The sequence below is a fragment of the Bacillus sp. UNC41MFS5 genome (assembly GCF_000686805.1).
This window is the reverse complement of the sequence record NZ_KK366017.1, coordinates 925,256-948,218: the sequence shown is the minus strand read 5'-3', so window position 1 is coordinate 948,218 and position 22,963 is coordinate 925,256. Positions and strand designations below refer to the sequence as shown.

At 37.9% G+C, this 22,963-nt stretch carries 21 protein-coding genes and 2 pseudogenes; 8 read left to right on the top strand and 15 right to left on the bottom strand.

The annotated features are described in order from the left end of the window. Window positions 1–453 precede the first annotated feature (453 nt). The 3 genes from BR30_RS0121020 to araD form a co-directional block, all read right to left on the bottom strand. Window positions 454–2,052, bottom strand: coding sequence for a xylulokinase (locus BR30_RS0121020; RefSeq protein ID WP_026566713.1), 1,599 nt, complete (start codon window positions 2,050–2,052; stop codon window positions 454–456). A 132-nt stretch (window positions 2,053–2,184) separates the two neighbouring features. Continuing rightward, a complete protein-coding gene (gene araA / locus BR30_RS0121015) occupies window positions 2,185–3,666 on the bottom strand; it encodes an L-arabinose isomerase (protein ID WP_026566712.1) in 1,482 nt (493 codons plus the stop codon). Between the two features lie 111 nt (window positions 3,667–3,777). Further along, a complete protein-coding gene (gene araD / locus BR30_RS0121010) occupies window positions 3,778–4,473 on the bottom strand; it encodes an L-ribulose-5-phosphate 4-epimerase (protein ID WP_026566711.1) in 696 nt (231 codons plus the stop codon). Between the two features lie 366 nt (window positions 4,474–4,839). Between araD and BR30_RS0121005 the strand changes: the two genes are divergently transcribed. Then, the gene (locus BR30_RS0121005; RefSeq protein WP_026566710.1) at window positions 4,840–5,967 is read left to right on the top strand and encodes a GntR family transcriptional regulator; all 1,128 of its coding nucleotides are present in this window, start codon (window positions 4,840–4,842) and stop codon (window positions 5,965–5,967) included. Window positions 5,968–6,058: 91 nt separating this feature from the next. Here BR30_RS0121005 and BR30_RS0121000 read toward each other — a convergent pair whose 3' ends face one another. The 4 genes from BR30_RS0121000 to BR30_RS34145 form a co-directional block, all read right to left on the bottom strand. After that, window positions 6,059–6,466, bottom strand: coding sequence for a hypothetical protein (locus BR30_RS0121000; RefSeq protein ID WP_026566709.1), 408 nt, complete (start codon window positions 6,464–6,466; stop codon window positions 6,059–6,061). Window positions 6,467–6,870: 404 nt separating this feature from the next. Next, window positions 6,871–7,326 carry a CBS domain-containing protein gene (locus tag BR30_RS0120995; RefSeq protein WP_026566708.1) on the bottom strand — a complete coding sequence of 152 codons (456 nt, stop codon included), beginning with the start codon at window positions 7,324–7,326 and terminating at the stop codon, window positions 6,871–6,873. Window positions 7,327–7,458: 132 nt separating this feature from the next. Beyond that, window positions 7,459–8,217, bottom strand: a complete 759-nt coding sequence (locus tag BR30_RS0120990) for an SDR family oxidoreductase (protein ID WP_026566707.1) — start codon at window positions 8,215–8,217, stop codon at window positions 7,459–7,461. Window positions 8,218–8,271: 54 nt separating this feature from the next. Next, window positions 8,272–9,726 (bottom strand): DHA2 family efflux MFS transporter permease subunit, encoded by a 1,455-nt coding sequence (locus BR30_RS34145; RefSeq protein ID WP_051633752.1) that lies wholly within the window; start codon window positions 9,724–9,726, stop codon window positions 8,272–8,274. A 277-nt stretch (window positions 9,727–10,003) separates the two neighbouring features. Between BR30_RS34145 and BR30_RS34140 the strand changes: the two genes are divergently transcribed. From BR30_RS34140 to BR30_RS34130, 4 genes and pseudogenes are all read left to right on the top strand, one after another. Next, window positions 10,004–10,633, top strand: a complete 630-nt coding sequence (locus BR30_RS34140; protein WP_051633704.1) for a TetR/AcrR family transcriptional regulator — start codon at window positions 10,004–10,006, stop codon at window positions 10,631–10,633. 155 nt (window positions 10,634–10,788) lie between these two features. Then, window positions 10,789–12,020: pseudogene (locus tag BR30_RS38720) on the top strand (spore germination protein). Continuing rightward, complete coding sequence (locus BR30_RS0120970; RefSeq protein ID WP_026566706.1) at window positions 12,017–12,670, top strand: Ger(x)C family spore germination C-terminal domain-containing protein; 654 nt, start codon at window positions 12,017–12,019, stop codon at window positions 12,668–12,670. The pseudogene BR30_RS38720 and the gene BR30_RS0120970 overlap by 4 nt, the downstream one beginning before the upstream one ends. Window positions 12,671–12,757: 87 nt before the next feature. Beyond that, window positions 12,758–13,612, top strand: a pseudogene (locus tag BR30_RS34130) (isocitrate/isopropylmalate dehydrogenase family protein); the annotation flags it as partial. A gap of 124 nt (window positions 13,613–13,736) precedes the next feature. Here the strand turns inward: BR30_RS34130 and fbp are convergent. The 5 genes from fbp to BR30_RS36120 all read right to left on the bottom strand — a co-directional run bounded on the left by fbp (window position 13,737) and on the right by BR30_RS36120 (window position 19,148). After that, window positions 13,737–15,668, bottom strand: coding sequence for a fructose-1,6-bisphosphatase (gene fbp, locus BR30_RS0120960; protein WP_026566705.1), 1,932 nt, complete (start codon window positions 15,666–15,668; stop codon window positions 13,737–13,739). A 342-nt stretch (window positions 15,669–16,010) separates the two neighbouring features. Further along, on the bottom strand, window positions 16,011–18,212 hold the full coding sequence (gene katG, locus BR30_RS0120955; RefSeq protein ID WP_026566704.1) for a catalase/peroxidase HPI: 2,202 nt from the start codon (window positions 18,210–18,212) through the stop codon (window positions 16,011–16,013). 335 nt (window positions 18,213–18,547) lie between these two features. After that, on the bottom strand, window positions 18,548–18,736 hold the full coding sequence (locus BR30_RS0120950) for a hypothetical protein (RefSeq protein WP_026566703.1): 189 nt from the start codon (window positions 18,734–18,736) through the stop codon (window positions 18,548–18,550). Between the two features lie 148 nt (window positions 18,737–18,884). Further along, window positions 18,885–19,010 (bottom strand): hypothetical protein, encoded by a 126-nt coding sequence (locus BR30_RS38510; protein WP_269320628.1) that lies wholly within the window; start codon window positions 19,008–19,010, stop codon window positions 18,885–18,887. An 18-nt stretch (window positions 19,011–19,028) separates the two neighbouring features. Further along, window positions 19,029–19,148 (bottom strand): DinB family protein, encoded by a 120-nt coding sequence (locus tag BR30_RS36120; protein WP_081825521.1) that lies wholly within the window; start codon window positions 19,146–19,148, stop codon window positions 19,029–19,031. 154 nt (window positions 19,149–19,302) lie between these two features. On the opposite strand from BR30_RS36120, the gene BR30_RS0120940 reads away from it, so the two are divergent. The 3 genes from BR30_RS0120940 to BR30_RS0120930 all read left to right on the top strand — a co-directional run bounded on the left by BR30_RS0120940 (window position 19,303) and on the right by BR30_RS0120930 (window position 20,361). Continuing rightward, on the top strand, window positions 19,303–19,503 hold the full coding sequence (locus BR30_RS0120940) for a hypothetical protein (RefSeq protein ID WP_026566702.1): 201 nt from the start codon (window positions 19,303–19,305) through the stop codon (window positions 19,501–19,503). 35 nt (window positions 19,504–19,538) lie between these two features. Next, window positions 19,539–19,784 carry a hypothetical protein gene (locus BR30_RS0120935; RefSeq protein WP_026566701.1) on the top strand — a complete coding sequence of 82 codons (246 nt, stop codon included), beginning with the start codon at window positions 19,539–19,541 and terminating at the stop codon, window positions 19,782–19,784. A 73-nt stretch (window positions 19,785–19,857) separates the two neighbouring features. Beyond that, complete coding sequence (locus tag BR30_RS0120930) at window positions 19,858–20,361, top strand: DUF421 domain-containing protein (RefSeq protein WP_026566700.1); 504 nt, start codon at window positions 19,858–19,860, stop codon at window positions 20,359–20,361. 277 nt (window positions 20,362–20,638) lie between these two features. Here the strand turns inward: BR30_RS0120930 and BR30_RS0120925 are convergent, their stop codons facing one another. From BR30_RS0120925 to BR30_RS0120915, 3 genes are all read right to left on the bottom strand, one after another. Further along, window positions 20,639–21,346, bottom strand: coding sequence for a hypothetical protein (locus BR30_RS0120925; protein WP_026566699.1), 708 nt, complete (start codon window positions 21,344–21,346; stop codon window positions 20,639–20,641). Window positions 21,347–21,363: 17 nt separating this feature from the next. Next, complete coding sequence (locus BR30_RS0120920) at window positions 21,364–22,518, bottom strand: ParM/StbA family protein (RefSeq protein ID WP_026566698.1); 1,155 nt, start codon at window positions 22,516–22,518, stop codon at window positions 21,364–21,366. Window positions 22,519–22,774: 256 nt separating this feature from the next. After that, window positions 22,775–22,957 carry a Fur-regulated basic protein FbpA gene (locus tag BR30_RS0120915; protein WP_035445772.1) on the bottom strand — a complete coding sequence of 61 codons (183 nt, stop codon included), beginning with the start codon at window positions 22,955–22,957 and terminating at the stop codon, window positions 22,775–22,777. Between the last annotated feature and the right edge of the window lie 6 nt (window positions 22,958–22,963).

The following is a 22,963-nucleotide window of genomic DNA, read 5'->3' as shown; positions in this document are numbered from 1 at the left end:
ATTGTTATAGATAGTAAGATAATTGTTATAAATATACAAATAAGCTTAAAATATAAAGATTTGTTTCTAAAAAACCAATAAATGATCTATCCCTCCTGTAAATTTGAAGTAAAATTTATTTCCAAAGATGAATACCCTTTCAAAAAAGATGTTATCAGTGACTTTTACTGGACTTTCCCAACAGTTATACGCATTTTTTATCCCGATTTTTAGTCTCTTGTTTTGTATTATACAAAAATATAATACAAAATAATATATTGATATTTATCGGTAAAATATTAGTTACTGACAATATAGAAAAAATCCACACTTCATTTACGAATTTTGTGGATTTATTACCTTTGAAAATATTAAATTAATCTCTAAATTAATAATTAGCATTAGTGTCCAAGTTATGGTCGAAATAATACAGAAGAAGTCCATCCACTCTCGTATTATAAATTCCTATAATTTTTATTTAAGATTTTCTATTGCTGCTCTTTCGATTGCAAGACCCTTGGAATATCGTTTCATAAATTGCTCAAATCCTTCTACATCCTTAGGATCCGGAGACATCGTCAATCCTGCTTTTTCTGCAAATACATTCTTGCTTAAATACTCTTCCAACGTTTCATTATCCGCTTTGTTAATCATATAAGATGCAAGCAGGGCGATCCCCCATGCTCCGCCTTCTCCTGCAGTTGCCATAACTGAAACTGGAACATTAAGAGCAGCGGCCATGATGCTCTGTCCAACACCTTGGGTCATAAACAAGCCACCGTGACCTAGTATTTCATCCAATTTCACTTCTTCTTTTTTGAGAAGTATATTCATACCAATCTTCAGGGCACCCAATGCTGTGAACAAGTGTACACGCATGAAATTAGCCAGGTTGAAATTGCTATCTGCTGAACGAACAAACAATGGACGACCTTCTTCGAAGTGAGTAATGTGTTCACCGGAAAGATAGCCATAAGCGAGTAATCCGCCGCAATCCGAATCTCCTTGAAGAGCCAAATGATAGAGAGTTCCATACAACTTATTCATGTCAACTTCCATACCCATTGCTTTTGAAAATTCATCAAACAATCCAATCCATCCATTCAGGTCTGAAGAACAGTTGTTAGAATGAGCCATAGCTACCAGATTACCAGTAGGTGTGGTAACAAGGTCAATCTCGGAATATACTTTGGACAGTTCCTTTTCCAGTACAACCATTGCAAATACCGAAGTTCCGGCAGAAACATTCCCAGTACGCTTCGCTACGCTGTTTGTAGCGACCATACCAGTTCCTGCATCACCTTCCGGCGGACATAGTGGAATACCAGCCTTCAGTTCTCCAGTAACATCCAGAAGCTTTGCTCCTTCTTCTGTAAGTACGCCAGCGTTTTCACCCGCAATCAAAACCTTTGGCAGAATGTCTGCAAGTTTCCATGATAAATTAGTAGGTGCAATTAATTCATTAAATTGTTCGATCATTGTTTGATTATAGTTTTTGGTATTCAAGTCAATTGGAAATACACCGGATGCTTCACCAACCCCCAGAACCTTCTGGCCGGTCAGTTTCCAATGAATATATCCTGCTAGAGTTGTCTGGAAGCTAATATCGGCAATATGTTCTTCCTGATTCAAAATAGCTTGATATAGATGAGCAATACTCCATCTTTGTGGAATATGGTAGTTAAACAGTTCAGTCAGTTCTTTTGAAGCCTGTTCGGTAATATTGTTACGCCAAGTGCGAAAAGGTACCAGCAGCTCTCCTTTTTTATCGAAAGTCATATAGCCATGCATCATCGCACTAAAACCGATTGCTCCTACAGTTTGTAAGGTGACTCCATATTGATGTTTCACATCGTTAGCCATCTTTTGATAGCTGTCTTGTACACCCTTCCAAATATCCTCGACACTATAGGTCCAGATATTGTTCACATATCTGTTTTCCCAGGCATGGCTGCCTGATGCAATCGGCACATTATCTTCTCCGATGAGAACGGCTTTAATTCGAGTGGATCCAAGTTCAATACCAAGTACTGTTTTGCCACTTTGAATCACATTTTTTATATCAAGACTCATGTTATTTTCCTCCAATAATAGAAATTTCGCATATATTGATAGAGTCAAAAGTTAGAATAAACATCAGGGCTATTATCCCTAATAGCCCTGTGTTTTGTTCTTTATTTTTTAGATTATGGTAATGTTAAAATATTAACGGTAGATAACATCATTCCAGCGTATTTCGTTATTGAATGCATCCGTTTTAGTATCATTATTAATTACTAATATCTCAATTCCAGCTAATTCAGCAAAGTCTCTCAACTGTTCAGTTGTTACTATGTAAGAGTAGCCAGTATGGTGCGCTCCGCCTGCCTGGATCCAATTTTCGACGGCTTGGCTTAAAGATGGCTGAGTCTTCCATAATACGCGTGCAACAGGAAGCTTTGGCATATCCTTTTCTAACTTTATCGCATCTACTTCATTTACAAGTAGGCGGAAACGATGCCCCAGGTCAACGATGGTTGCATTCAATGCTGCGCAGCCGCCTCTTCCATCAAATACAATACGGGCAGGATCTTCTTTACCGCCGATTCCAAGTGGATGAACCTCTATTTTCGGACGGGTAGCAGAGATGGTTGGGCACACTTCAAGCATGTGCGAACCAAGAACCAATTCATTCCCTGGCTCAAAATGATACGTATAATCTTCCATGAAGGAAGTTCCTTCATTACCAGCAATAATTTTCATCAATCTAACAAGTGCCGCTGTTTTCCAGTCACCTTCACCAGCAAAACCATAGCCTTGTTCCATTAAACGCTGTACTGCTAAACCAGGAAGCTGACGAATACCATGTAAATCTTCAAAAGTAGTAGTGAATGCTGTATAACCCCCTTCTTTCAAGAATGCTTTCATACCAAGTTCAATTCTAGCTTGATAACGGATGGAATCACGAACAGGACCATCTGTAAGTCCTTCTGGAGTAATATCATATTGCTCCTCGTATTCAGCCATTAACTGGTCAATTTCTTGTTCTGTTACATCGTTCATGCGTTGAACAAGGTCACCCACTCCGTAACCATTCACTGTCCAGCCAAACTTGATTTGTGCTTCTACCTTATCACCCTCTGTTACTGCTACTTGACGCATATTGTCACCAAATCTTGCAACTTTAAGGTTTTTACTTTCTTCAAACGCAGCCGCTGTTCTCATCCAGCCGCCAACACGCTCTCTTACTTCTTGGTTTTCCCAATGACCAACAACAACTTTACGCTTTACTTTCATACGTGCTGCGATGAAACCATGCTCACGGTCACCATGGGCTGCTTGGTTTAAGTTCATGAAATCCATATCGATTGAATCCCAAGGGATATCACGGTTAAATTGTGTAGCTAAATGTAGATAAGGCTTTTGAAGAGAAGAAAGGCCTGCAATCCACATTTTTGATGGTGAGAATGTGTGCATCCACGTAATGATACCTGCACAATTTTCATCCGCATTAGCTTCAAGCATCAATTTACGGATAGAATCTGAATCCTTTACTACTGATTTAAAAATTAATTTATAAGGTACAGCAGATTCTAATCCATTAACAATCGTTTTTGAGTTTTCTTCAACCTGACGAAGAACATCTTCTCCGTATAATAATTGACTTCCTGTTACAAACCAGAATTCATATGCTTTTGTAGTTAACACTGTAATTCCTCCTAAATAAAAGATATTTAACTATCAAATTATTAATTTGTATTCTCTAAGTAATGGTCCGTACAAGTTTCCTTAGTTCAAAGCGTATATGTTCCTCATAGACTACTTTTGGCCGTAGTAGGCATTAACTCCATGCTTACGTAGATAATGTTTATTAAGTAATAATTGGTCAATCGCCTTAATTTGCGGGTTTAGCATATAAGTATTTAACGCCATTTTGGCTACTTCTTCTAAAACGACGGCATTATGTACCGCTTGGTTAGCATTTTTTCCCCAGCTAAATGGAGCATGACCTGATAATAAAATTCCTGGCATGGCAACAGGGTCAAGTCCTTCTTTTTCAAAAGTTTCAATGATGACATTTCCTGTTTCAAGCTCATATTCCTGTTCAATTTCCTCTTCAGTCAAGGTTCGTGTACAAGGAATTTCTCCATAAAAATAATCCGCATGCGTAGTACCAAGGGCAGGTATCCGCCGCCCTGCTTGAGCCCAGCTTGTTGCCCATGGAGAGTGAGTATGCACAATTCCTCCTATTTGAGGAAAGGCACGATATAAGGCAAGGTGTGTTGGTGTATCGGAAGAAGGTCTTAAGGTCCCTTCAACAATTTTACCGTCCAGATCTAATACAACCAGATCATCTATTTGTAACTCATCATAAGGTACACCACTTGGTTTAATCACCACGAGGCCGGTTTGACGCTTGAATCCGCTTACATTTCCCCATGTAAAAGTGACCAAACCATGTTTTGGCAGCTGAAGATTCGCTTCCAAAACATCTCTTTTCAATCGTTCTAACATAATGTCTCCTCCTTTACACTAATTCACTTTAGTTATCCTTACAACTTATCCAAATCCTCGAACTTGTACGTATAACTTTAATTTTTATTTTACCATCTTATCAATTTTTTTCAATGCATTTTTATTATAAATTTAAAAGATTTCTATAAATTTCTTATAAAAGGATATTTTTATTTGCATATTCCAGATCACTATTAAAGATTATTTCGCGGTTTACTTCACCTTTTTTTAATCCATACTATTTATAAAAAAATTGAAGACAAATTTTTCATAGTCAACTTGTAATTTATTTGTTAGGATAGGATTATTAATATCGTTGTACGTATAAGTTATAGATTTGGCTTAAACGTTGAAAGTGGTGATACAGTGACTTCAAAAACCAAATACACTATGGTAAAAGAAAAAATAACTGAATGGATTACTAGCGGACAAGTGAAGCCCGGTGAAAAGATTTATTCTGAAAATGAGTTAGTTAAAATGTTCGGGGTAAGCAGACATACCATTCGACAAGCCGTGGGGGATCTGGTTCACGAAGGTTTGCTATATAGAGAACAAGGTGCAGGAACCTTTTGCTCCTACAAAAAAGAGCAAACAAACGTGCAGACTCCATCCTCATTTCATACATCTAACACAAACGGGAAAAATATTGGTGTGATAACAACATACATCTCTGATTATATTTTCCCATCGATAATAAAAGGAATTGAATCCCATTTAACTGAACAGGGATATACTTTAACCCTTGCTTGTACAGATAACGATGTGGAAAAGGAAAAACAATGTCTACAGACAATGTTAAGCAGAAATATTGATGGCCTTATCGTAGAACCTACAAAAAGCAGCCAGTACAACCCGAATATACCTTACTATCTGGAATTGGAGCAAAACAACATCCCTTATTTAATGATTAACCAATACTATTCACAGCTGATGCCGCCACACATGATTATGTATGATGAACAGGGCGGTTTTATTGCTACTGAACATTTAATAAAGCTTGGTCACGAAAAAATCATTGGTCTTTTTAAAACCGATGACCTTCAAGGAGTAAACAGAATGCAAGGCTTTATCCGTGCTTTTAGAGAACATAGCCTTCCATTTTTTCCAGAGATGGTCATTTCCTTTACAACAGAAGATCAAAATAACAACTTGTTGGAACGATTAGAGAATTTCTTTAGAACAAACTCTGTGCCTTCCGCAATCGTTTGTTATAACGATCAGCTTGCATTAAATGTTTTAAATCTGGTAAGACGGCTTGGGCAACGTGTACCTGAGGATATATCAATCGTGGGATTTGATGATTCATCTTTGGCAGTGGCAACAGAAGTAAAACTAACATCTATTGCCCATCCTAAAATGGAAATGGGGATTGAAGCAGCTAAATGGATAGTTTCTGCTGTTGAGAATAAAGATGATCGTCCTCCATCGATCGTTTATGAGCCCAAATTAGTCGTTAGAAATTCTACTGCTCCATTTGTGAAGGTACAAAGTTAATATAGTTCCAATCTTAAATTTACAAGTAATGAAAAGGACCATTAGAAAAGTGCCAGTCACCTCGAAGGGTGCACTGGCACATACTTTAAAATTAATTTTCAACTCTTTTTTCAAGGTTAAAAATTCTTTTGTCCATCTCTGTTAATTTGTTGTTAACATAGTCTACCTCAAAATCGACTGTCTTTTTCTGTAGTTTCAGTAGACTAATTACGTCTTCGGTCTGAGAAGATTCTATCCTCTTTACCGTTTCATACACTGAATCAAGCTTATTTTCCATTTTTTTCTGACTATCATCTACGGATTCAAGTTTTTCTTCCATTTTTTGCTGACTATCATCGATAGATTCAAGTCTATCTTCCATTTTTTGCTGTCTATCATCGATGGATTCAAGTCTATCTTCCATATTTTGCTGTCTATCATCGATGGATTCAAGTCTATCTTCCATTTTTTGCTGTCTATCATTCATTTTTACTAACAAATCTAATATTTGTTTTTCCATACGTTCACCATCCATGAAAACATTTAAATGTTTTTTATTGCTTACTACTATTAATGGCGGGTACTTATCAAGAAATCAAATGCAGAAGTTATAATATTGTTGGTAGTCTTAGGGGACAATTCTTAAGAGGAATGGAATCTTAGTTTCCTATCTAGTGCAATTATTTCATCATTACTATCACTTTTTTTAGTAAACACCTCCCTTGATGAAATTAAAAGATGGAAATTGAATAAGGTTATGTTGAAAAGAATCACAGGATTAACATTGGAGAATTTTGAAGGATCATGTAGAGATTTGATAGTACCCCATTTATGATTATAACATGTTAAATCATTATTGAATTGTTATTTTTTAATGTAAGATTCTTCTGCATATTTCGTGATACTTTCTTTCCTATAACTTTGTTATATGATGGACTTAAAGGAATGCCTAATGACATCTCCACGGCTAATAATCCCCACCAATACTCCATTACGCTCTACTGGCAGTTTTTTAATTTGTTTTTTTCCAAGAATAGACGCAATATTCTCTATTTCTTCGTCCCATGAAACTTTTATAATCTTTCTTTTAGCGATTTGAAGTACATTCAGGTTCAGCAATTTATGCACTCTTTCCTCAAATTCCTCATCATCCCCTTTGATATAGGCAAAATAGGAATAAGCATCAAAAATCCGATTGTCATGCTTGCCAATATATCGCATGATATCACCGTCACTAACATACGCCACAATTTGGTTTCTGTCATTTACCACAGGAAGACCGCCGATACGGTGTTGAATAAATCTTTCAATGACTGATCGGACGGTGTCGTTTTCCTTTACTTTATACACTTGTGGTATCATGATTTCATATGCTTTCATAACATTCTCCTATCAGGTAATTTTAGTTGTCTAACAGCAATCGTAAATAACAATGTTTCACAAGCTAATAAAAAAAGGAAATACCGCCAAGTTAAATCTCGACGGTATTAACACAATTATTAACGTACTATATTAATAAGCGGTCCAACCTGCATCCCCCGTAATCACTGTTCCATTAACAAAGCTTGATTCATCAGAAGCTAGAAAAAGAGCTATATTTGCAACTTCTTCTGATTTACCTACACGTGGATTTATTCCTAATCCAGCTTTAATGCGCCCCATACCAAATTCGTTAACTCGTGTCATTGAAGAACTGATATTTGTATCAACTCCACCTGGCGCAATTGCGTTACAACGAATACCTTTTGTTGCATACATAAATCCAGTATTTTTTGTAAAACCAACAACTGCATGCTTAGAAGCTGTATAAGCGCCTCCTGCTCTAGCTCCTTGAAGTCCACCAGCTGAAGCCACATTAATAATAACACCATATTCTTTTTCTAAAAATATAGGTAAGGCTTTACGTGTTGCACGCATAACACTCGTAGTATTAATCGCAAAAACTCTCTCCCATTTATCATCTTCAATATCACCAGCAGGTTCAAAGTTATCCATTATTCCTGCATTATTGACTAAGATGTCTAATGTTCCAAATGTATGAACTGCTATGTTAATCAGGTTTTGTATATCTTCTTCTTTCGCCACATTGGCCATAACCGCTATTGCAGCCCCGCCATTAGACTTTATTTCATCTACTGTAATAGTTGCGGCTTCCATGTTAATATCAGAAACTACTACTTTTGCGCCTTCTTTCGCATAAAGAATCGCAATGGCTTTACCCATCCCAGAAGCAGCACCAGTTACTACGGCTACCTTATTTTGAAGTCTCATATCAATTCCTCCAATTATCTTTTTAACTTTTCTAAATAATGGATGTTCATTAAGTTAGGTAGTTTTCAAATCTCTTTGTTTTCCCTTTACCAAAGTGGCTTTGGTCTCTAAATCAGAAGCTTGCTTCACCTTCTTGATAAACAAGGAAAGAAGTAATCCAATGATGCCAATCCCAATAATGACGAGATATGCGTCATTAATTCCCTGAATAGTCGCTTCCTTTATAAGCTGCCCTTGAGTTAAGCCCTTAGCAGCTGCAGTAGGAATCATTTCCTGCAGATGTGATTTTGTTCGGTCCGACATTACGGTAACAAGAAGCGAAGTCCCGACAGCACCGGCAACTTGCCGGATGGTATTGCTAATGGCAGTACCGTGTGCACTTAACTGTTGTGGCAGTTGATTCAATCCAGCAGTCTGTAAAGGCATCATCATCAAGGCCATCCCAATGCGGCGCCCAGTTGACATTAAAACCAAAAAGGTATAACTTGTCGAGTCTGTCAAATTGGTAAAGCCCATCGTTGTGGCGATAGTAATAATCATTCCGATAACAGTTAGCCATTTCGCGCCAAAGCGATCAAACAACTTGCCGGTAACTGGCATAAGGAAGCCCATTATTAGCGCACCTGGAAGAAGGAGAAGACCAGACTCAATTGCTGTGTATCCACGGATATTCTGAAGGTAAAGCGGTAGCAGCATCATATCTGCATACATTACCATCGTAACCGCGATATTGATAATCGTTGTTAAGGAGAACATATTGTACTTGAATGCACGCAAGTCAAGGAGTGGATTTTGCGATTTCATCTGCTTCCATGAAAAGAGTGCTAGGGCCAAGATTCCTACTGCAATCGTACTTAGTACCTCCTTGTCTGACCATCCAAGGCTTCCAGCTCGGCTGAAACCATAAAGTAAGGCACCAAAACCAATGGTAGACAGGACAACACTTAACATATCAAGTTTTGTCTTGATTGGATCCGATACATTTCGGAGATAAATGAATCCAAGTGCAATTACAATGACAGCAAATGGAATCATCCCGTAAAACATGGTTTCCCATTTGTAGTTTTCAATAATGTAACCGGCAAGGGTAGGCCCGATGGCTGGGGCAAAAATGATTGCTAGCCCGACCATCCCCATGGCTGCCCCTCTTTTTTCTGGAGGAAAGATGGTAAGAATGACGTTCGTAAGCAGCGGCATAATGATTCCTGCACCAGCCGCCTGGATCATGCGGCCGGTCAACAATAAAGGAAAGCCCGTTGCAAAGCTTGAAACAATGGTTCCGGCAAGAAAGATAAACATGGAAGCTTGGAAAAGCTGACGTGTGGTAAATCGCTGCATTAAATAGGCGGTAATGGGAATTAAGACACCGTTTACGAGCATGTAACCTGTCGTTAACCACTGTGCTGTTGCTGCTGAAATTTTAAATTCAACCATTAGTTCAGGAGTAGCGACGCTCATGACTGTTTGGTTTAATGTTGCAATAAAAGCACCTAATATCATAATGAACATAATAGGTCCTTTTTTTATCGAATTTGTGACAGTTTTAGGATTATTATTCAATTTTCTCCTATCCTTTCTAACTTGAATATAGACTTTTTTTACAATGTGTTTAATAATTAACATTGTATAAATTAGATTATAATAAGACCGTTGCTTCTGACAACAGACAATTTCTTGAGAAGTGTAAATTAGTTATCATTTATTTCATTACTGTTGAGAAAGCCCCAAAAAATAGACAGAAATTAAATTATTGTAAATTACCAATTTATAGGAAGTGTGATTTGACATGAAAGACAATGAAAAACCACGTGTAGATCCTCGGGTACTGCGCACACGCCAATTAATAAAAGACGCATTAATAGATTTGCTGCAGGAGATGGAAATAAATAAAATCACGGTTAACCGGATTGCTGAACGTGCAACCATCAACCGTGTTACATTTTATCTGCATTATCATGATATACAAGACATGCTGGAGAAGATGGCGCAGGAAATGGCCGAGGATATTGAGGGCATCATGATGAGTACGACAAAAAACACGAATTCCTCTGAAGAAATTGATTCGTTGAAACTTATAAACCTGCTTGAGCATATAGCCGAGAATGCCAAATTCTATAAAGTTGTTCTTGGTTCTACACGAACGCCAATCTTTACAGAGCGGTTATTAAAAATACTTACGAAATCAATAACAGATAGAACGGAAATAGACTCCATGCTCGCTACTACTGATATCCAAAGGGATATTGCTATTTGGCACGGTTCTTCAGCTCTTATCGGCACGATCGTAGCTTGGTTGCGTAAGGACATGCCTTATACACCGCAATTTCTTGCTAAACAGTTGTATATGCTTTTTCATTTAAACCAGACATCTGATAAACCAAAACCATGGGAAAATCAACAATCGGAGAAAAGATAACAAGAAAAAATAGAAAAAAAAAAGCTAGTGTGATGGAATCCTCCATCACCTTTTTTATATCCGAAAATTAAAGAAATCATAACACCTAGCATATTATCCATTCATTTAACAAAAAATAAGAAATCAATCTTAAAAGGTTTTCTAAGGGAGAAATCATGGCGAACAATCCAAAATCAGAAAAGACAAACATCGAAAGAGCCATTGAGAGAACCGTCGATCAAAATGTACAAAAGATAAAAGAACGATTCTCGCACACTTTCGACTTACGTACAAGAACGCTTCTTTTTAATCATAATCGAATATGTATCGTCTATCTCGACACCATCGCCGACAAAGGTATCATCAATGAACGAATCATCAAGCCGATTTGCGAGCTAAAAGAAGGAGATTTGTTAATTGACCTTCCCATCTCCAATATTGAACTCACAAACGACTTCGAAAAAGTAGAGGAAGGGCTTATCAACGGGAACACTGTCCTGTTTGTCGAAAATAAGCGGGAAACCTATATCATCGAGACCGATGCTTTTCAAACGAGAAGTTTGACGGAACCAATGGCGGAAAAAATTGTCTATGGATCCCATGACGGATGTGTAGAAAGCATTTTAACCAATATCAATACCATCAGAAACCGGATTTGTTCTTCCGATTTAAAGACAGAAATTCTTCCGATTGGTGAAACCATCAGCACGAATATTGCGATCATTTATATGGAGAATCTAGCAAGTGCGGAACTCGTCCGAACCGTAAAATATCGAATCAGGTCTATAAAATCGGGAATGGACTGACCTCAGGAAAGTTGGAAGAATTCATCGAGGACAGTTCCTTTTCCATCTTCCCGCAAATCTTGAAGACGGAACGCCCCGACCGAATTACCGCCAATCTTTTGGAAGGAAGGGTCGCCGTCATGGTGGAAGGAGATGCCACCACCTTGATCATGCCCGTCACCTTTTTTTCTTATTACCAGTCACCTGATGACTTCGACGTCAGGACAATCATCTCATCATTTTTGCGCATCATCAGGCTTGTCGGTTTTTTCATGAGTGTCACCCTGCCTGCTCTATACATCGCCATCGTGTCGTTCAATTATGAAATCATCCCGATTGACTTGGTGACAGCGGTAAAGGGGAGCGTCGACTATGTCCCCTTCCCGCCCATTGTTGAAGCCTTCATCATGCAGCTCATTTTGGAACTCTTGAGGGAAGCTGCGATTCGACTACCGACCTCCATTTCACAAACCATCGGCGTGGTAGGTGGACTCGTCATTGGAACCGCCATTGTACAGGCTAATATCGTTTCCAACATCATGGTCATCATCATTGCATTGACGGCAATCTCAGCCTTCGTCAATCCCATTCACGAAATGAGTTTTTCCACGGGGAAGCATTGACCAAATTACTCGAGAGCGCGGAAACCAATTCCTTCATCGCTCACGAAAATCAGCAGACCATCAAAAATAAAATCAGCGATGAGGGAAAAGACTTCGTCCTTCCATATCTCGAATTAAAGAATAAAGATATCGTTCTGACTGGTGTTGCCCTGTTTCACGGTGACCGTTACACAGGGAAAACATTAAAAGAAAAATACCCCGAACTTTTATTGTTGATGCAAAATAAACAACACAGAAATACAAGATTGATGGTACGTTACCGAAAAGAAAAAGAACTCAAAAATTACATCTCCTATACAATAAGAAAATCGAAAAGAGATATCATGATCACAACAAAAGGCAGAAAGCCACGTGTCACATTAAGTTTTAACCTTGCCATCGAAATAAACGAATATAACGGAAAAAGTCTGCGAAGTCAAAAAGATTTGGATGAATTGAATCGAATCATTTCTCGAAGAATTGAAAAGGAGATGGACACAATCATCCAAACCTTAAAGGAAGCCAATTGTGATGCATTAGGACTCGGCAGAATCATGATTGCCCACCACCCTGAAACATGGAAAAATATGAACTGGGAAAAAGATTATCCCCATATCAACATAACATCCCGTGCAAAGGTGAAAATCATCAACAGAGGACTCATCTACTGAAAAAGTGAATGAAAATAATGATTCTCATTTTTTGAGTAAAAGAGAATTAGAAGTAACGCAGAGCATATCGGATTATAAAAAAGCCTTGATTCTGCTGCCTACCCACCTGAGCATAAAGTGAAACTCAATCCAAGTGGAGCACTTCGCCATTCACTAGATTTATTTGCAAATATTCGTCCAGCTAAAACAATGCCAGGAATTAAAAGCGTTGTAGGAGAAGCGGATTTGGTTATCTTCCGGGAAAACACGGAAGGATTTTATGCAGATTGCAACATGTTTGTCGGTCATGGGGAGTGGCAAATTACAGAGGATGTAGTTGTCACATCGGGTGTGTTTACAAGGAAAGCAGCAGAACGTATTGCACATGCAGCTTTTAAAATGGCCATGAAGCGCCGCAAAAAAGTAACAATTGTCCATAAAGCGAATGTTCTCCGATTAAGTACAGGGTTATTTTTAAGGGTGTGCCGTGAAGTGGCCGAGCAATACCCTGAAGTTACAGTAGATGATAATCATATCGACGCAATGGCAGCTCACTTAGTCCGTCGGGCAAAATACTTCGACGTAATCGTAACAGAGAATATGTACGGAGATATACTGTCTGATTTAGCAGGAGAACTTGTAGGAAGCCTAGGATTGGCACCTTCAATCAACTCAAATCAAAATCTGGCTATGGCTCAGGCAGCCCATGGTTCTGCACCAGATATTGCAGGCTTAAATATTGGAAATCCAACAGGTATTATGCTATCAACAGTAATGTTAATGGAATGGCTTGCGGAAAGACATGATGATAGTAAGCTTGAAGAAATAGGTAAATTGGTGGAGCAAGGACTTTACCAATCACTTAAAGACGGTGTGAAAACCAGAGACTTAGGTGGAAATGCCTCTACTACTGATTTTGCAAAAGCTATTTCGGAAAGAATCAATCAAAGGGTTTTTAATTAATAATTTATTCAATAATTTAAATGCAAATATAATTACCTGGCTTTAATTTAATAATGAAATCATTTAAGGCTGACGTTAAAGTCAGCCTTTGTCTTATTGTATGGACATTTCGAACTAATTGGTATTAATCCATATAGCGATATTCTCTCAGACTATTTAAAATAGAGATTTCTTGTAATAATTTCTCTCCAATATTCGTCTCTCTTACCTTTTTTCTCTTTAATTCTTTATCCACCAATCTTTTTATTGATAAAACATCTGTCCCGTTAAGTAGAACATCTTCTTTTGAATTAAAATACTTATGGGCGGCCAGCTGCATACCATAGGAATTATATAGTAACGTATATCCTGCAATACCAGTTGTTGATTGATAAGCTTTGGAGAAACCTCCATCGATCACGATCATCTTACCATTAGCTTTAATTGGATTTTCTCCTTCAATTTCTTTCACTGGTGTATGGCCATTTATAATATGACCCTGGTCTGGATTCAGATCAAACTCTGTTAAGATTCTACGGCAAAAATCTTCATTTTCGCGTAAATGGTAGTATGGGTTCTTTCCCTCTCTATGAGTTGCTTTGTCCTTAATAAAGTACCTCTCAAAAGTTGTCATTTCTCTTTTTCCAAAGAGTGATGAATATTCTCCTGTCCATAAATACCAGACCATATCCGTGGCTAGATCATCTGTCTCTTCAGGATGTGCAAAAGAATGGCGTAAATAATGTTCAAAAACATCCAGTAAATCACGACCGGAATAGGTTTTATTTTCAATCACCATTTTTCCCATATTCCCTTCTTCATCTAAAGGAATACAACCATGTATTAATAGGTTCCCGTTATATCTTAAATACAGACTACCTTTCTTCATTAGGAAATTCATATGTCTGGCCAGCTTTTCTGAATGCTGGATAGAAAATAATAATCTTTCCATAACCTGCTTTTCTTCTTCTAATAATTGATCAGGCTGCTCTGGATTTACGGTTGCAAAACAAGTATTTTCTAGAGGGTAGGTTTTCCCATTAATCGTTATTTCGTTTTTGTCATAATCAATTTTCTCCAGCAATTGCCTTTCTGACATATTAAAATTCGGGCGTCTCTTTATAATAGGCATTTCGAGTTTAAACTGAATCATCGCAATTGCTTGATGAATTTTCGTTATTTGTAATTTTTCATGGTCAGATAATTGCTTTTCTGAATGTAGCTTAGGCCTGAAAGCTGGATTGTCCTCATAGTATTTCTCCGCAAGATTCAGCAAGGGTCTAAGATTGATTCCATATACATCTTCAATAATATCCAAATTGTCGTATCTCGCGCAGATACGAATGATATTAGCGAGACAAACCATTGAACCAGCAAAAGCACCTAGCCATAGTACATCATGGTTTCCCCACTGAATATCAACGGAATGATAATTGATCAAAGTATCCATGATTTTATCAGGTTCAGGTCCACGATCATAAATATCCCCCACTACATGAAGATGATCGACAACCAATCTCTGAGTGGTATACGCAAGTCCTGTTATGAGTTTATCAGCCTGACCTAAGGAAATGATCTGCTGGACAATTTCTGTATAATATTGCTCTTTATTTGTAGATTGATATGTTTTGTATAGCAGCTCTTCTATGATAAACACAAACTGACTTGGCAATGCTTTTCTTAACTTCGAACGTGTATATTTAGAGGAAGCATGAGAAATAAGCCTTAACATCCGTTCGATGATTACTATATACCATTGATTTAATTCTTCTTCATTTCCAAAATGATTTTTAATTAATTGCAATTTTTCTTCAGGATAATAAACTAATGTTGCAAATTCATTTATTTCTTTTTCAAATAAAACATCTTGAAACAAGTCCCTAATTTTCTCTTTTACATTCCCTGAACCATTTCTTAACACATGTTGAAAAGCTTGATACTCCCCATGTAAATCACTGACAAAATGTTCTGTCCCCTTTGGTAGATTAAGAATGGCTTCCAGATTAATAATTTCAGTTACTACTTTTTCTTCGCAATCATATTTTTGGACAAGTAAGTCTAGGTACTTTGAGTTCAAAATTATGTATCCCCTTTCAAAATTGACCATTTATTTCTATCTAATAGATTGTGATTTATTATTTATATTAACAGATAAACTTAAATTATAGTTATTTTACTATTAAAATCTATCTGTCAACCAGATTTTTTTACAATATCCCAAAATATTAAAACTTCATGAGAGACAGGAAGAATATATATTCTCTGTAAATCTTGAACCTTTTCGCCGAGTTTTCCGGCTGGCTACTATAAGTTCCACAACAATCCTAAAACAAAAAACAGGCCAAATCCTTTGTGTTTAAAGGTTTTAGCCTGTTTTAATTTTACTCTAATTATTTTTCATTGCTGATTTTTACCTTTGTTACTTTGAAAAGCCTAGTAGTTGAGCTTTCTTCAACCTAAGGTCGAAGCGATCTGCATTCATAACCTTGACCCAAGCAGCTATAAAATCAAGCACAAACTTCTCTTTGTTATCATCTTGAGCATAAACTTCTGCTATGGCACGTAGAACGGAGTTTGAACCAAACACTAGGTCAACACTAGTTGCTGTACGTTCTACTACTCCTGTCTTGCGATTACGTCCTTCAAATACGTCACCGCCAACAGGCGTCCACGCTACCCCCATGTCAAGTAAGTTAACAAAGAAGTCGTTAGTAAGTGTACCGACACAATCAGTGAAAACTCCGTGTTTTGTGCCACCAAAGTTAGTACCTAAAACACGCATACCGCCGATAAGTGAAGTCATTTCTGGTGCAGTAAGGCCTAGAAGTTGCGCCTTGTCAACTAACAGCTCTGCCGAACTTACTCGATATTGTTCCTTCTGATAGTTGCGGAAACCATCAGCGATAGGTTCTAGCACTGCAAAACTTTCTAAGTCAGTTTGCTCTTGGGTTGCATCGCCACGTCCTGGAGCGAAAGGAACAGTTACATCAAAGCCTGCATCTTTTGCAGCTTTTTCTATTGCCGCACTACCACCTAGTACAATCAAATCAGCCATGCTAACTTTCTTTCCTAGATGACTTTGAATGCTTTCTAGTACAGAAAGTACTTTTGTAAGTTGTTCAGGCTGATTTACTTCCCATTCCTTCTGTGGAGCAAGACGGATGCGAGCACCATTAGCACCGCCACGCATATCTGAGCCGCGGTAGGTACTTGCTGAGGCCCATGCGGTTGTGACTAGTTCGTTGATAGTAAGTCCTGATTCCAGGATCATAACTTTGATCTTTTCTACTTCTGCATCTGTTAATTCATATTCAACAGCCGGTACATGGTCTTGCCAGATAAGAACTTCTTCTGGAACTTCTGGTCCAAGATATCTTGAACGAGGCCCCATGTCACGGTGTGTTAGTTTAAACCAAGCACGTGCAAATACATCAGCAAACTCTTCTGGATTCTCATGGAAACGACGAGATATCTTTTCGTATTCTGGATCATAACGCAATGCCATATCGGCAGTAGTCATCATAGTCGGAACACGAACGGATGGATCTTCTGCATCCGGTGCAAGATCCTTCTCATCAGGATTTACCGCAAGCCACTGATAGGCACCTGCAGGACTCTTTGTAAGCCACCATTGATATCCAAACAATAAATCAAAATAACCATTATCCCATTGTGTTGGATTAGCAGTCCAAGCACCTTCAATACCACTGGTGATGGTGTCATGTCCTTTACCGCTGCCATGTGTGCTCAACCACCCTAAGCCCATTGCTTCAATTGGAGCAGCTTCCGGTTCTGGACCAACATGAGCAGCATCCCCTGCACCATGTGCCTTACCAAAAGTATGGCCGCCAGCTATTAATGCTACTGTTTCTTCATCGTTCATTCCCATACGTGCAAAGGTTTCGCGTATGTCACGACCACTTGCAAGCGGATCTGGATTACCATTTGGACCTTCTGGGTTAACATAGATAAGACCCATCTGAACGGCTGCAAGTGGGTTCTCAAGCTCACGATCACCTGTGTAACGCTTATCACCTAACCATTCTGATTCCGTACCCCAGTAAATGTCTTCTTCTGGATGCCAAACATCTGCGCGTCCTCCACCAAAACCAAATGTCTTTCCGCCCATTGATTCAATAGCGACATTACCTGTAAGAATAAATAAGTCAGCCCAAGAAATCTTGTTGCCATACTTTTGCTTAATCGGCCAAAGTAGTCGACGAGCTTTATCCAGGTTACCGTTGTCAGGCCAACTGTTAAGTGGCGCAAAACGCTGTGTGCCAGTACCACCACCACCACGGCCGTCACCAGTACGATATGTACCTGCGGAGTGCCAAGCCATCCGGATAAAGAATGGACCATAATTTCCATAGTCAGCTGGCCACCAATCTTGACTGTTTGTCATTAAATCGCGAAGATCCTGTTTAAGAGCATAGTAGTCTAACTTTTTAAATTCTTCTGCATAATCAAAGTCTTCTCCCATAGGGTTTGATTTTCTGTCATGCTGATGGAGAATGTTCAAGTTCAACTGGTTAGGCCACCAGTTTCGATTAGACGTACCCCTAGAATTGTTACTAGCAGCGCCGCTGTGAAACGGGCACTTTCCAATATTAGCATCCATACGTTTTTCTCCTCCCTATTCTTGTGAATTAAGCAGCTAATAATTATGTCTCTAGTAGTAAGAAGCTTACAAACTGGTTGTATTAATTATTATGTTTCAATTCTACTAAACTATTACTTAAAATTGAAAAAATGACCAATTTTATCACAAATTTGTAATATTTTCATACCATAAAAAAAACAACCAGCATGGTAAATATATTAAAGGTCTGGGCCTTTAGCACATTGCGTTGCAAGAAGCCCAAACCTCTTATGAACTATAAAAATCTTGCAGTCTTCGAATGTTTGACTTTGAAATACTACATTGACTCAATTAAAGTTAACGATATCATATCTCTAAGTAATTCGAATTCTACCAACTCTTCTATTTCGATTGGGATGTTTATTATTCAGTGATCTTTGGGATTTAGGAATACCTGGAAGTGATATGAAGCCAGCCTTAAACAGGGTATATCCGATAAATGTAGCATAGATCGTGCTTCCAATCAGAAACCAGATGAGTCTTCTACCAACATTGCGTAACATTTTTTCACCTCTTTAACCTCTTATTGATGATAAATATGATTAAATCATCTTTTTTATGTCGTCTTATTCAACTCTGCTATCCTCCATCACGTTCGAGAATTCCAGGGAATCACTTAAAACATACTAGTTAGGATGTGGGAAGAGACTCCTACTCTTCTCCACCAAATCGAAGCTTCCATAAAAAACCATACATAAGCAGGAAAACCATAATTCCCATCATTTGAAAGGTTTCTACCATGGTCTTAATCGAGAAACTTCCTCTTAATTTATTCATATAAGTAATAATATAATTTCAGAAATAACAGTACTCACTGTTTAGGTGGTAGAACGATAAAAAAGGAAGTTTTTCTCTCCCAATTAGCCGAGCATATGTAAATAATTGACCTTTATGATGGATTTCATGGTCAATCATTGCATTCAGCCACACTTTTCCTGGTGCTAAATTAATTGAAATTAAGTTGTTGTTCCAAATCTAAACTATCAGATTCTCCACCTTCTCTTCTACATATGAGGGAAATGACTGGTTAAACTAATCAAGACAAAATCCAAAGAAAGGGGAAAAAGCTGTGATACGGAAACTTATGGCCTTATTCATATTTGCCGGCCTTCTTTTCGCCGGCGGTTTTAAGACAGACGGACAACCGCCTCCGGACCCCATTCAGATGGGGAAGGAAGAAGGATATTATGAAGGAATACGTTCGGGGCTTGAAGACCGGCATAATTTCAGGATTTCCCGGGCTTGGCAGAAATTCCTCCATCCCAACTGAGCTTGGACAACAAGAAGGAGATAGCTCGGCCCCTCATGAAAATAGGGCTTCTCCGGCAGGTGTACCTCTATTTTTCCTCTAGTGAGAAATTCGACGCCTTTCTTCATGCGCATCCGGAAATGAATACGATACAGGCGGCTCAGCGGATACTCGGGCAAAGATTTGTGAAAGCATACGAAAGAAGCTTCCAGAAAGGTTATGAGAAATCACTCACTGCTTCCCCCAAAAAGGCGGCTAAGTACGCGGCTTTATTGGAGGCGAAAAAAGATCATGAGTATTAAAAGGGCAACCTCAACGATGCCCTTTAACCCTGCTCTGTTATTTGGAGAAAATTAAGTTAAAGAAGGTGATTATATGCAACTTGATATTGTTTGGAAAGCAGTGCTAATTATTATCATGGGAACGCTTTTATTAAGAATAGCTGGAAGAAACTCTATTTCTAAATTGACGGTCTCTGAACTTGTTTTAATGAGCACAATTGGTCCATTACTAAGTCGCCCTATTGAAAATAAGAGTATTTGGACAAGCTTTGGTGTTGCTTCTTTACTTATACTAACAGTATTTGTGTTTCAGATACTTAAATTTAAATTAGATTCATTAGAATTATTATTAACTGGTAAATCAACTATCATTATTGAAGATGGGATCTTAAATATAGAAAACATGAAAAAGACTCGTCTTACAACAGAAAATCTAAAAATGCGTTTACACCAGTTGGGCATAACCTCAATAGACGATGTCGAGTGGGCGTCATTAGAAGTGAATGGGCAAATTGGATATAAGTTGAAGCCAAACTCACAGCCTGCAACTAAGCAGGACATTCAAAATTTAGTGCGACTGATTGAAACAAAGTTCTAGAAAATGCCCCTTCCGAGGTTCAAAATGAATGGGTACGAAGGTTAAAGTGAACCTTGGATAAAAAGATATTCAACTTAGATTGTAGGCTTTGCCAAACCTTCAGTTTGTTTGAAGGCCATAAATCCCTCACACATCTCAAAAAGGGTCATCATTAGTTCAGTTTGTTTGAACCGTTTACTAAGTCCACCCCTCAATGAGAATTTGGTGGATTTGACCTCTACTTCACAATTTCGTCCCACAAAAAAAGTAGTGGAACATCGTTCCGCTACTTCATATTTTAAAAATCCATATCTATAACTTCTTTAATAGTCCCTGTAACTCGATCACTTTCGAGCAATAGCCCTTCTTTCAAATCGTTCACTTCATTAACTTGTTCTACAGCGGGCTTTGTGTCACTTGGATTTGCAGGATCAACTGGACGAACAGTAAGTTCACTTTTAAGCAAGTTAATCTCACTTAATAATTCGCTGCGAAGGGATTTTAACAACGTTTGGAATTGATCCTTATCTAACTTTTGCTCACCGAGTTTCGTTACAAAATCCCGTAACTCATTTGTTTGAACGGACCCCACCCCAATACGACCAACATCGAAACGTGAGGCAAATTCTTGTTTAAGTAGGTTGATCTTACCTAAAAACTCTTCACGAAGTGTATCTATTGTCTCTTCTTTTTCAAATTTATCCATATCCTGCTCAACAAGCTTCGTTATATAATCCTCTAGTTCATTTGCTTGTGCTTTTTGCTCAAGAAATGAATACACCTTTGGAGAGATTTTCGAAGTTTTTAAAGTCAACCCAACATGTTCGTTTTTACTACCTGATTCCATCTTCATTAATCTGAACACATCCGTTTGGAGATTAGCAGCCGTTAAAAAAAAGTTTGAGAGAGCGTAAAATGGTGCAAACATCTGTGCACCCAGATGTGAATCCCTATTGTTTACTCCGAAAGCGGACTTATCACCAAGAAGATGATCTTTGTTGCTCATACGTTCTTCTCCCCTTCTTATGCGAAAACAGCTTTTGTTTCATGCCTGCTTAGAATTTCTAGTCCATACAAATTTAACTTTCTTGAATCAGGTAGGAATAGATGATTTTGCTCTCTAATTTCGACACCATACCTTGTATCAATCGATTCCTCGATGAAGAGTTTAAGAATTCCAGCGATTCCACCTATATAAACATATTTATAGACCTTATCTTTAGGAGATGGGAAAGTGTTTTCAATTTTCGTTAATAAAATTTGCGTGTACTCCCTTAAAGACTCATGGATTTGCTCTGTAAGATCAACTTTTTTACCGCTATTTCCATCCCGTTGCTCCATTTTTGTTTTTTCAATGTTATTAATAATGAATTCTTCTAGTGAGCGAACATCCTCAAAATACTCAAGTAACTTTTCACTTCTCAGTTTATCGATATGCTTTAAGTACGAAATGTCTGCAAAGCAGTTCAATGAATCCCTGCTCTTAGGAGCTTGAAGTCCTGCTTGGAGCAAGGCAAGATCAACAGTCCCTCCCCCTAAATCTACAATTAGGGTTTCATAGTTTTTAAATGAATTGGCTTCCTCACGATCCTGTAAATCAAAATCTTTCTTAATTGCCCAACGAGCAACTTCGCTTTCAATCCGGCATTTGCTTGTTTCGACGTGAATGGAAATAACTCTTTCTAACCCTGGAGTCAAAATCGCTACCTGGTGCTCACCTTCAAATCGGCTGGCCATTTTATTTTGCATATCGCTGAACTTGTTCGTTTTCTTAAGTAACCAAATTGGAAGCATAGTTGAAAAATAATTAATGTTCACTCTGTTATCTTCTTGGCCGTTTCCTTTTAAAACATTGTAATAGGCCACCGAAGCCAGGAACATCACGTAAGGAATCTCAGATTCTGTTTTATCATGAAGCTTGTTGATATGAATATTTCCTAACACCTGTTTTTCCGCTGAATCGCCCACCAGATAATATTTCTCTACACCGTCTATCTTAGTTGAAATGAGCATATTTTGAAGAAGGAATTGGGGGTCATTAAAAGTAGACGGATAGTGGCCGTCTGCCTTTTCCTTCGTTATTTCTACTACATTTGTAGGAACCTCAAAATAATAACCATCCACAAGGGTTTGAAAGATAGAATTACCAAAATCGACATTTTGACGCTTAATATCCATTATTTCTCCTCTTTTCATTCTTTTTCCTAATAATAAGTATATATTCTTCTCATCTATTTGTCTAAATATGTTAATAATTTTTTAGATTTTGATAATTTAATATTCCATATTATGTTGAAATTAACGTTTTATTTAGTAGAAGCTTTTGTCATGATTTTAATTTCATGCCTTGAATGGATATTAAAAAAGACTGCAGGTGCGGAAACACCATACAGTCTTAGGCAATTAACGATGCCTTCATGCAAGCAAATCTATTTTAGACCCATTGAATTGAGCCAAACTCACCATGTGGATGGTTTTGTAATTTAAATCTCCTATACTCATATTCTAATTTCGATAGTGGCAGCTTATAAAGCTGTTGATCTTCTTTATTATATACATTTAAAAAAATTAGTTTATTGATAAGTTTGCTCCGCTTTTTTTCATCGTTTTTTCTCATCATAAA

What these genes read in the sequence shown, in the direction of transcription:
- BR30_RS0120930 (WP_026566700.1), top strand. Translation starts at nt 19,858, where the DNA reads ATGCAACTTGATATTGTTTGGAAAGCAGTGCTAATTATTATCATGGGA.
- BR30_RS0120935 (WP_026566701.1), top strand. Translation starts at nt 19,539, where the DNA reads ATGAAAATAGGGCTTCTCCGGCAGGTGTACCTCTATTTTTCCTCTAGT.
- katG (WP_026566704.1), bottom strand. Translation starts at nt 18,212, where the DNA reads ATGGATGCTAATATTGGAAAGTGCCCGTTTCACAGCGGCGCTGCTAGT.
- BR30_RS34145 (WP_051633752.1), bottom strand. Translation starts at nt 9,726, where the DNA reads ATGTTCATTATGATATTAGGTGCTTTTATTGCAACATTAAACCAAACA.
- BR30_RS0121000 (WP_026566709.1), bottom strand. Translation starts at nt 6,466, where the DNA reads ATGGAAAAACAAATATTAGATTTGTTAGTAAAAATGAATGATAGACAG.
- BR30_RS0120995 (WP_026566708.1), bottom strand. Translation starts at nt 7,326, where the DNA reads ATGAAAGCATATGAAATCATGATACCACAAGTGTATAAAGTAAAGGAA.
- BR30_RS36120 (WP_081825521.1), bottom strand. Translation starts at nt 19,148, where the DNA reads ATGATTGACCATGAAATCCATCATAAAGGTCAATTATTTACATATGCT.
- BR30_RS0120915 (WP_035445772.1), bottom strand. Translation starts at nt 22,957, where the DNA reads ATGAGAAAAAACGATGAAAAAAAGCGGAGCAAACTTATCAATAAACTA.
- BR30_RS0120990 (WP_026566707.1), bottom strand. Translation starts at nt 8,217, where the DNA reads ATGAGACTTCAAAATAAGGTAGCCGTAGTAACTGGTGCTGCTTCTGGG.
- BR30_RS34140 (WP_051633704.1), top strand. Translation starts at nt 10,004, where the DNA reads ATGAAAGACAATGAAAAACCACGTGTAGATCCTCGGGTACTGCGCACA.
- BR30_RS0120950 (WP_026566703.1), bottom strand. Translation starts at nt 18,736, where the DNA reads ATGTTACGCAATGTTGGTAGAAGACTCATCTGGTTTCTGATTGGAAGC.
- BR30_RS0120920 (WP_026566698.1), bottom strand. Translation starts at nt 22,518, where the DNA reads ATGGATATTAAGCGTCAAAATGTCGATTTTGGTAATTCTATCTTTCAA.
- BR30_RS0121020 (WP_026566713.1), bottom strand. Translation starts at nt 2,052, where the DNA reads ATGAGTCTTGATATAAAAAATGTGATTCAAAGTGGCAAAACAGTACTT.
- BR30_RS38510 (WP_269320628.1), bottom strand. Translation starts at nt 19,010, where the DNA reads ATGAATAAATTAAGAGGAAGTTTCTCGATTAAGACCATGGTAGAAACC.
- araD (WP_026566711.1), bottom strand. Translation starts at nt 4,473, where the DNA reads ATGTTAGAACGATTGAAAAGAGATGTTTTGGAAGCGAATCTTCAGCTG.
- BR30_RS0120925 (WP_026566699.1), bottom strand. Translation starts at nt 21,346, where the DNA reads ATGAGCAACAAAGATCATCTTCTTGGTGATAAGTCCGCTTTCGGAGTA.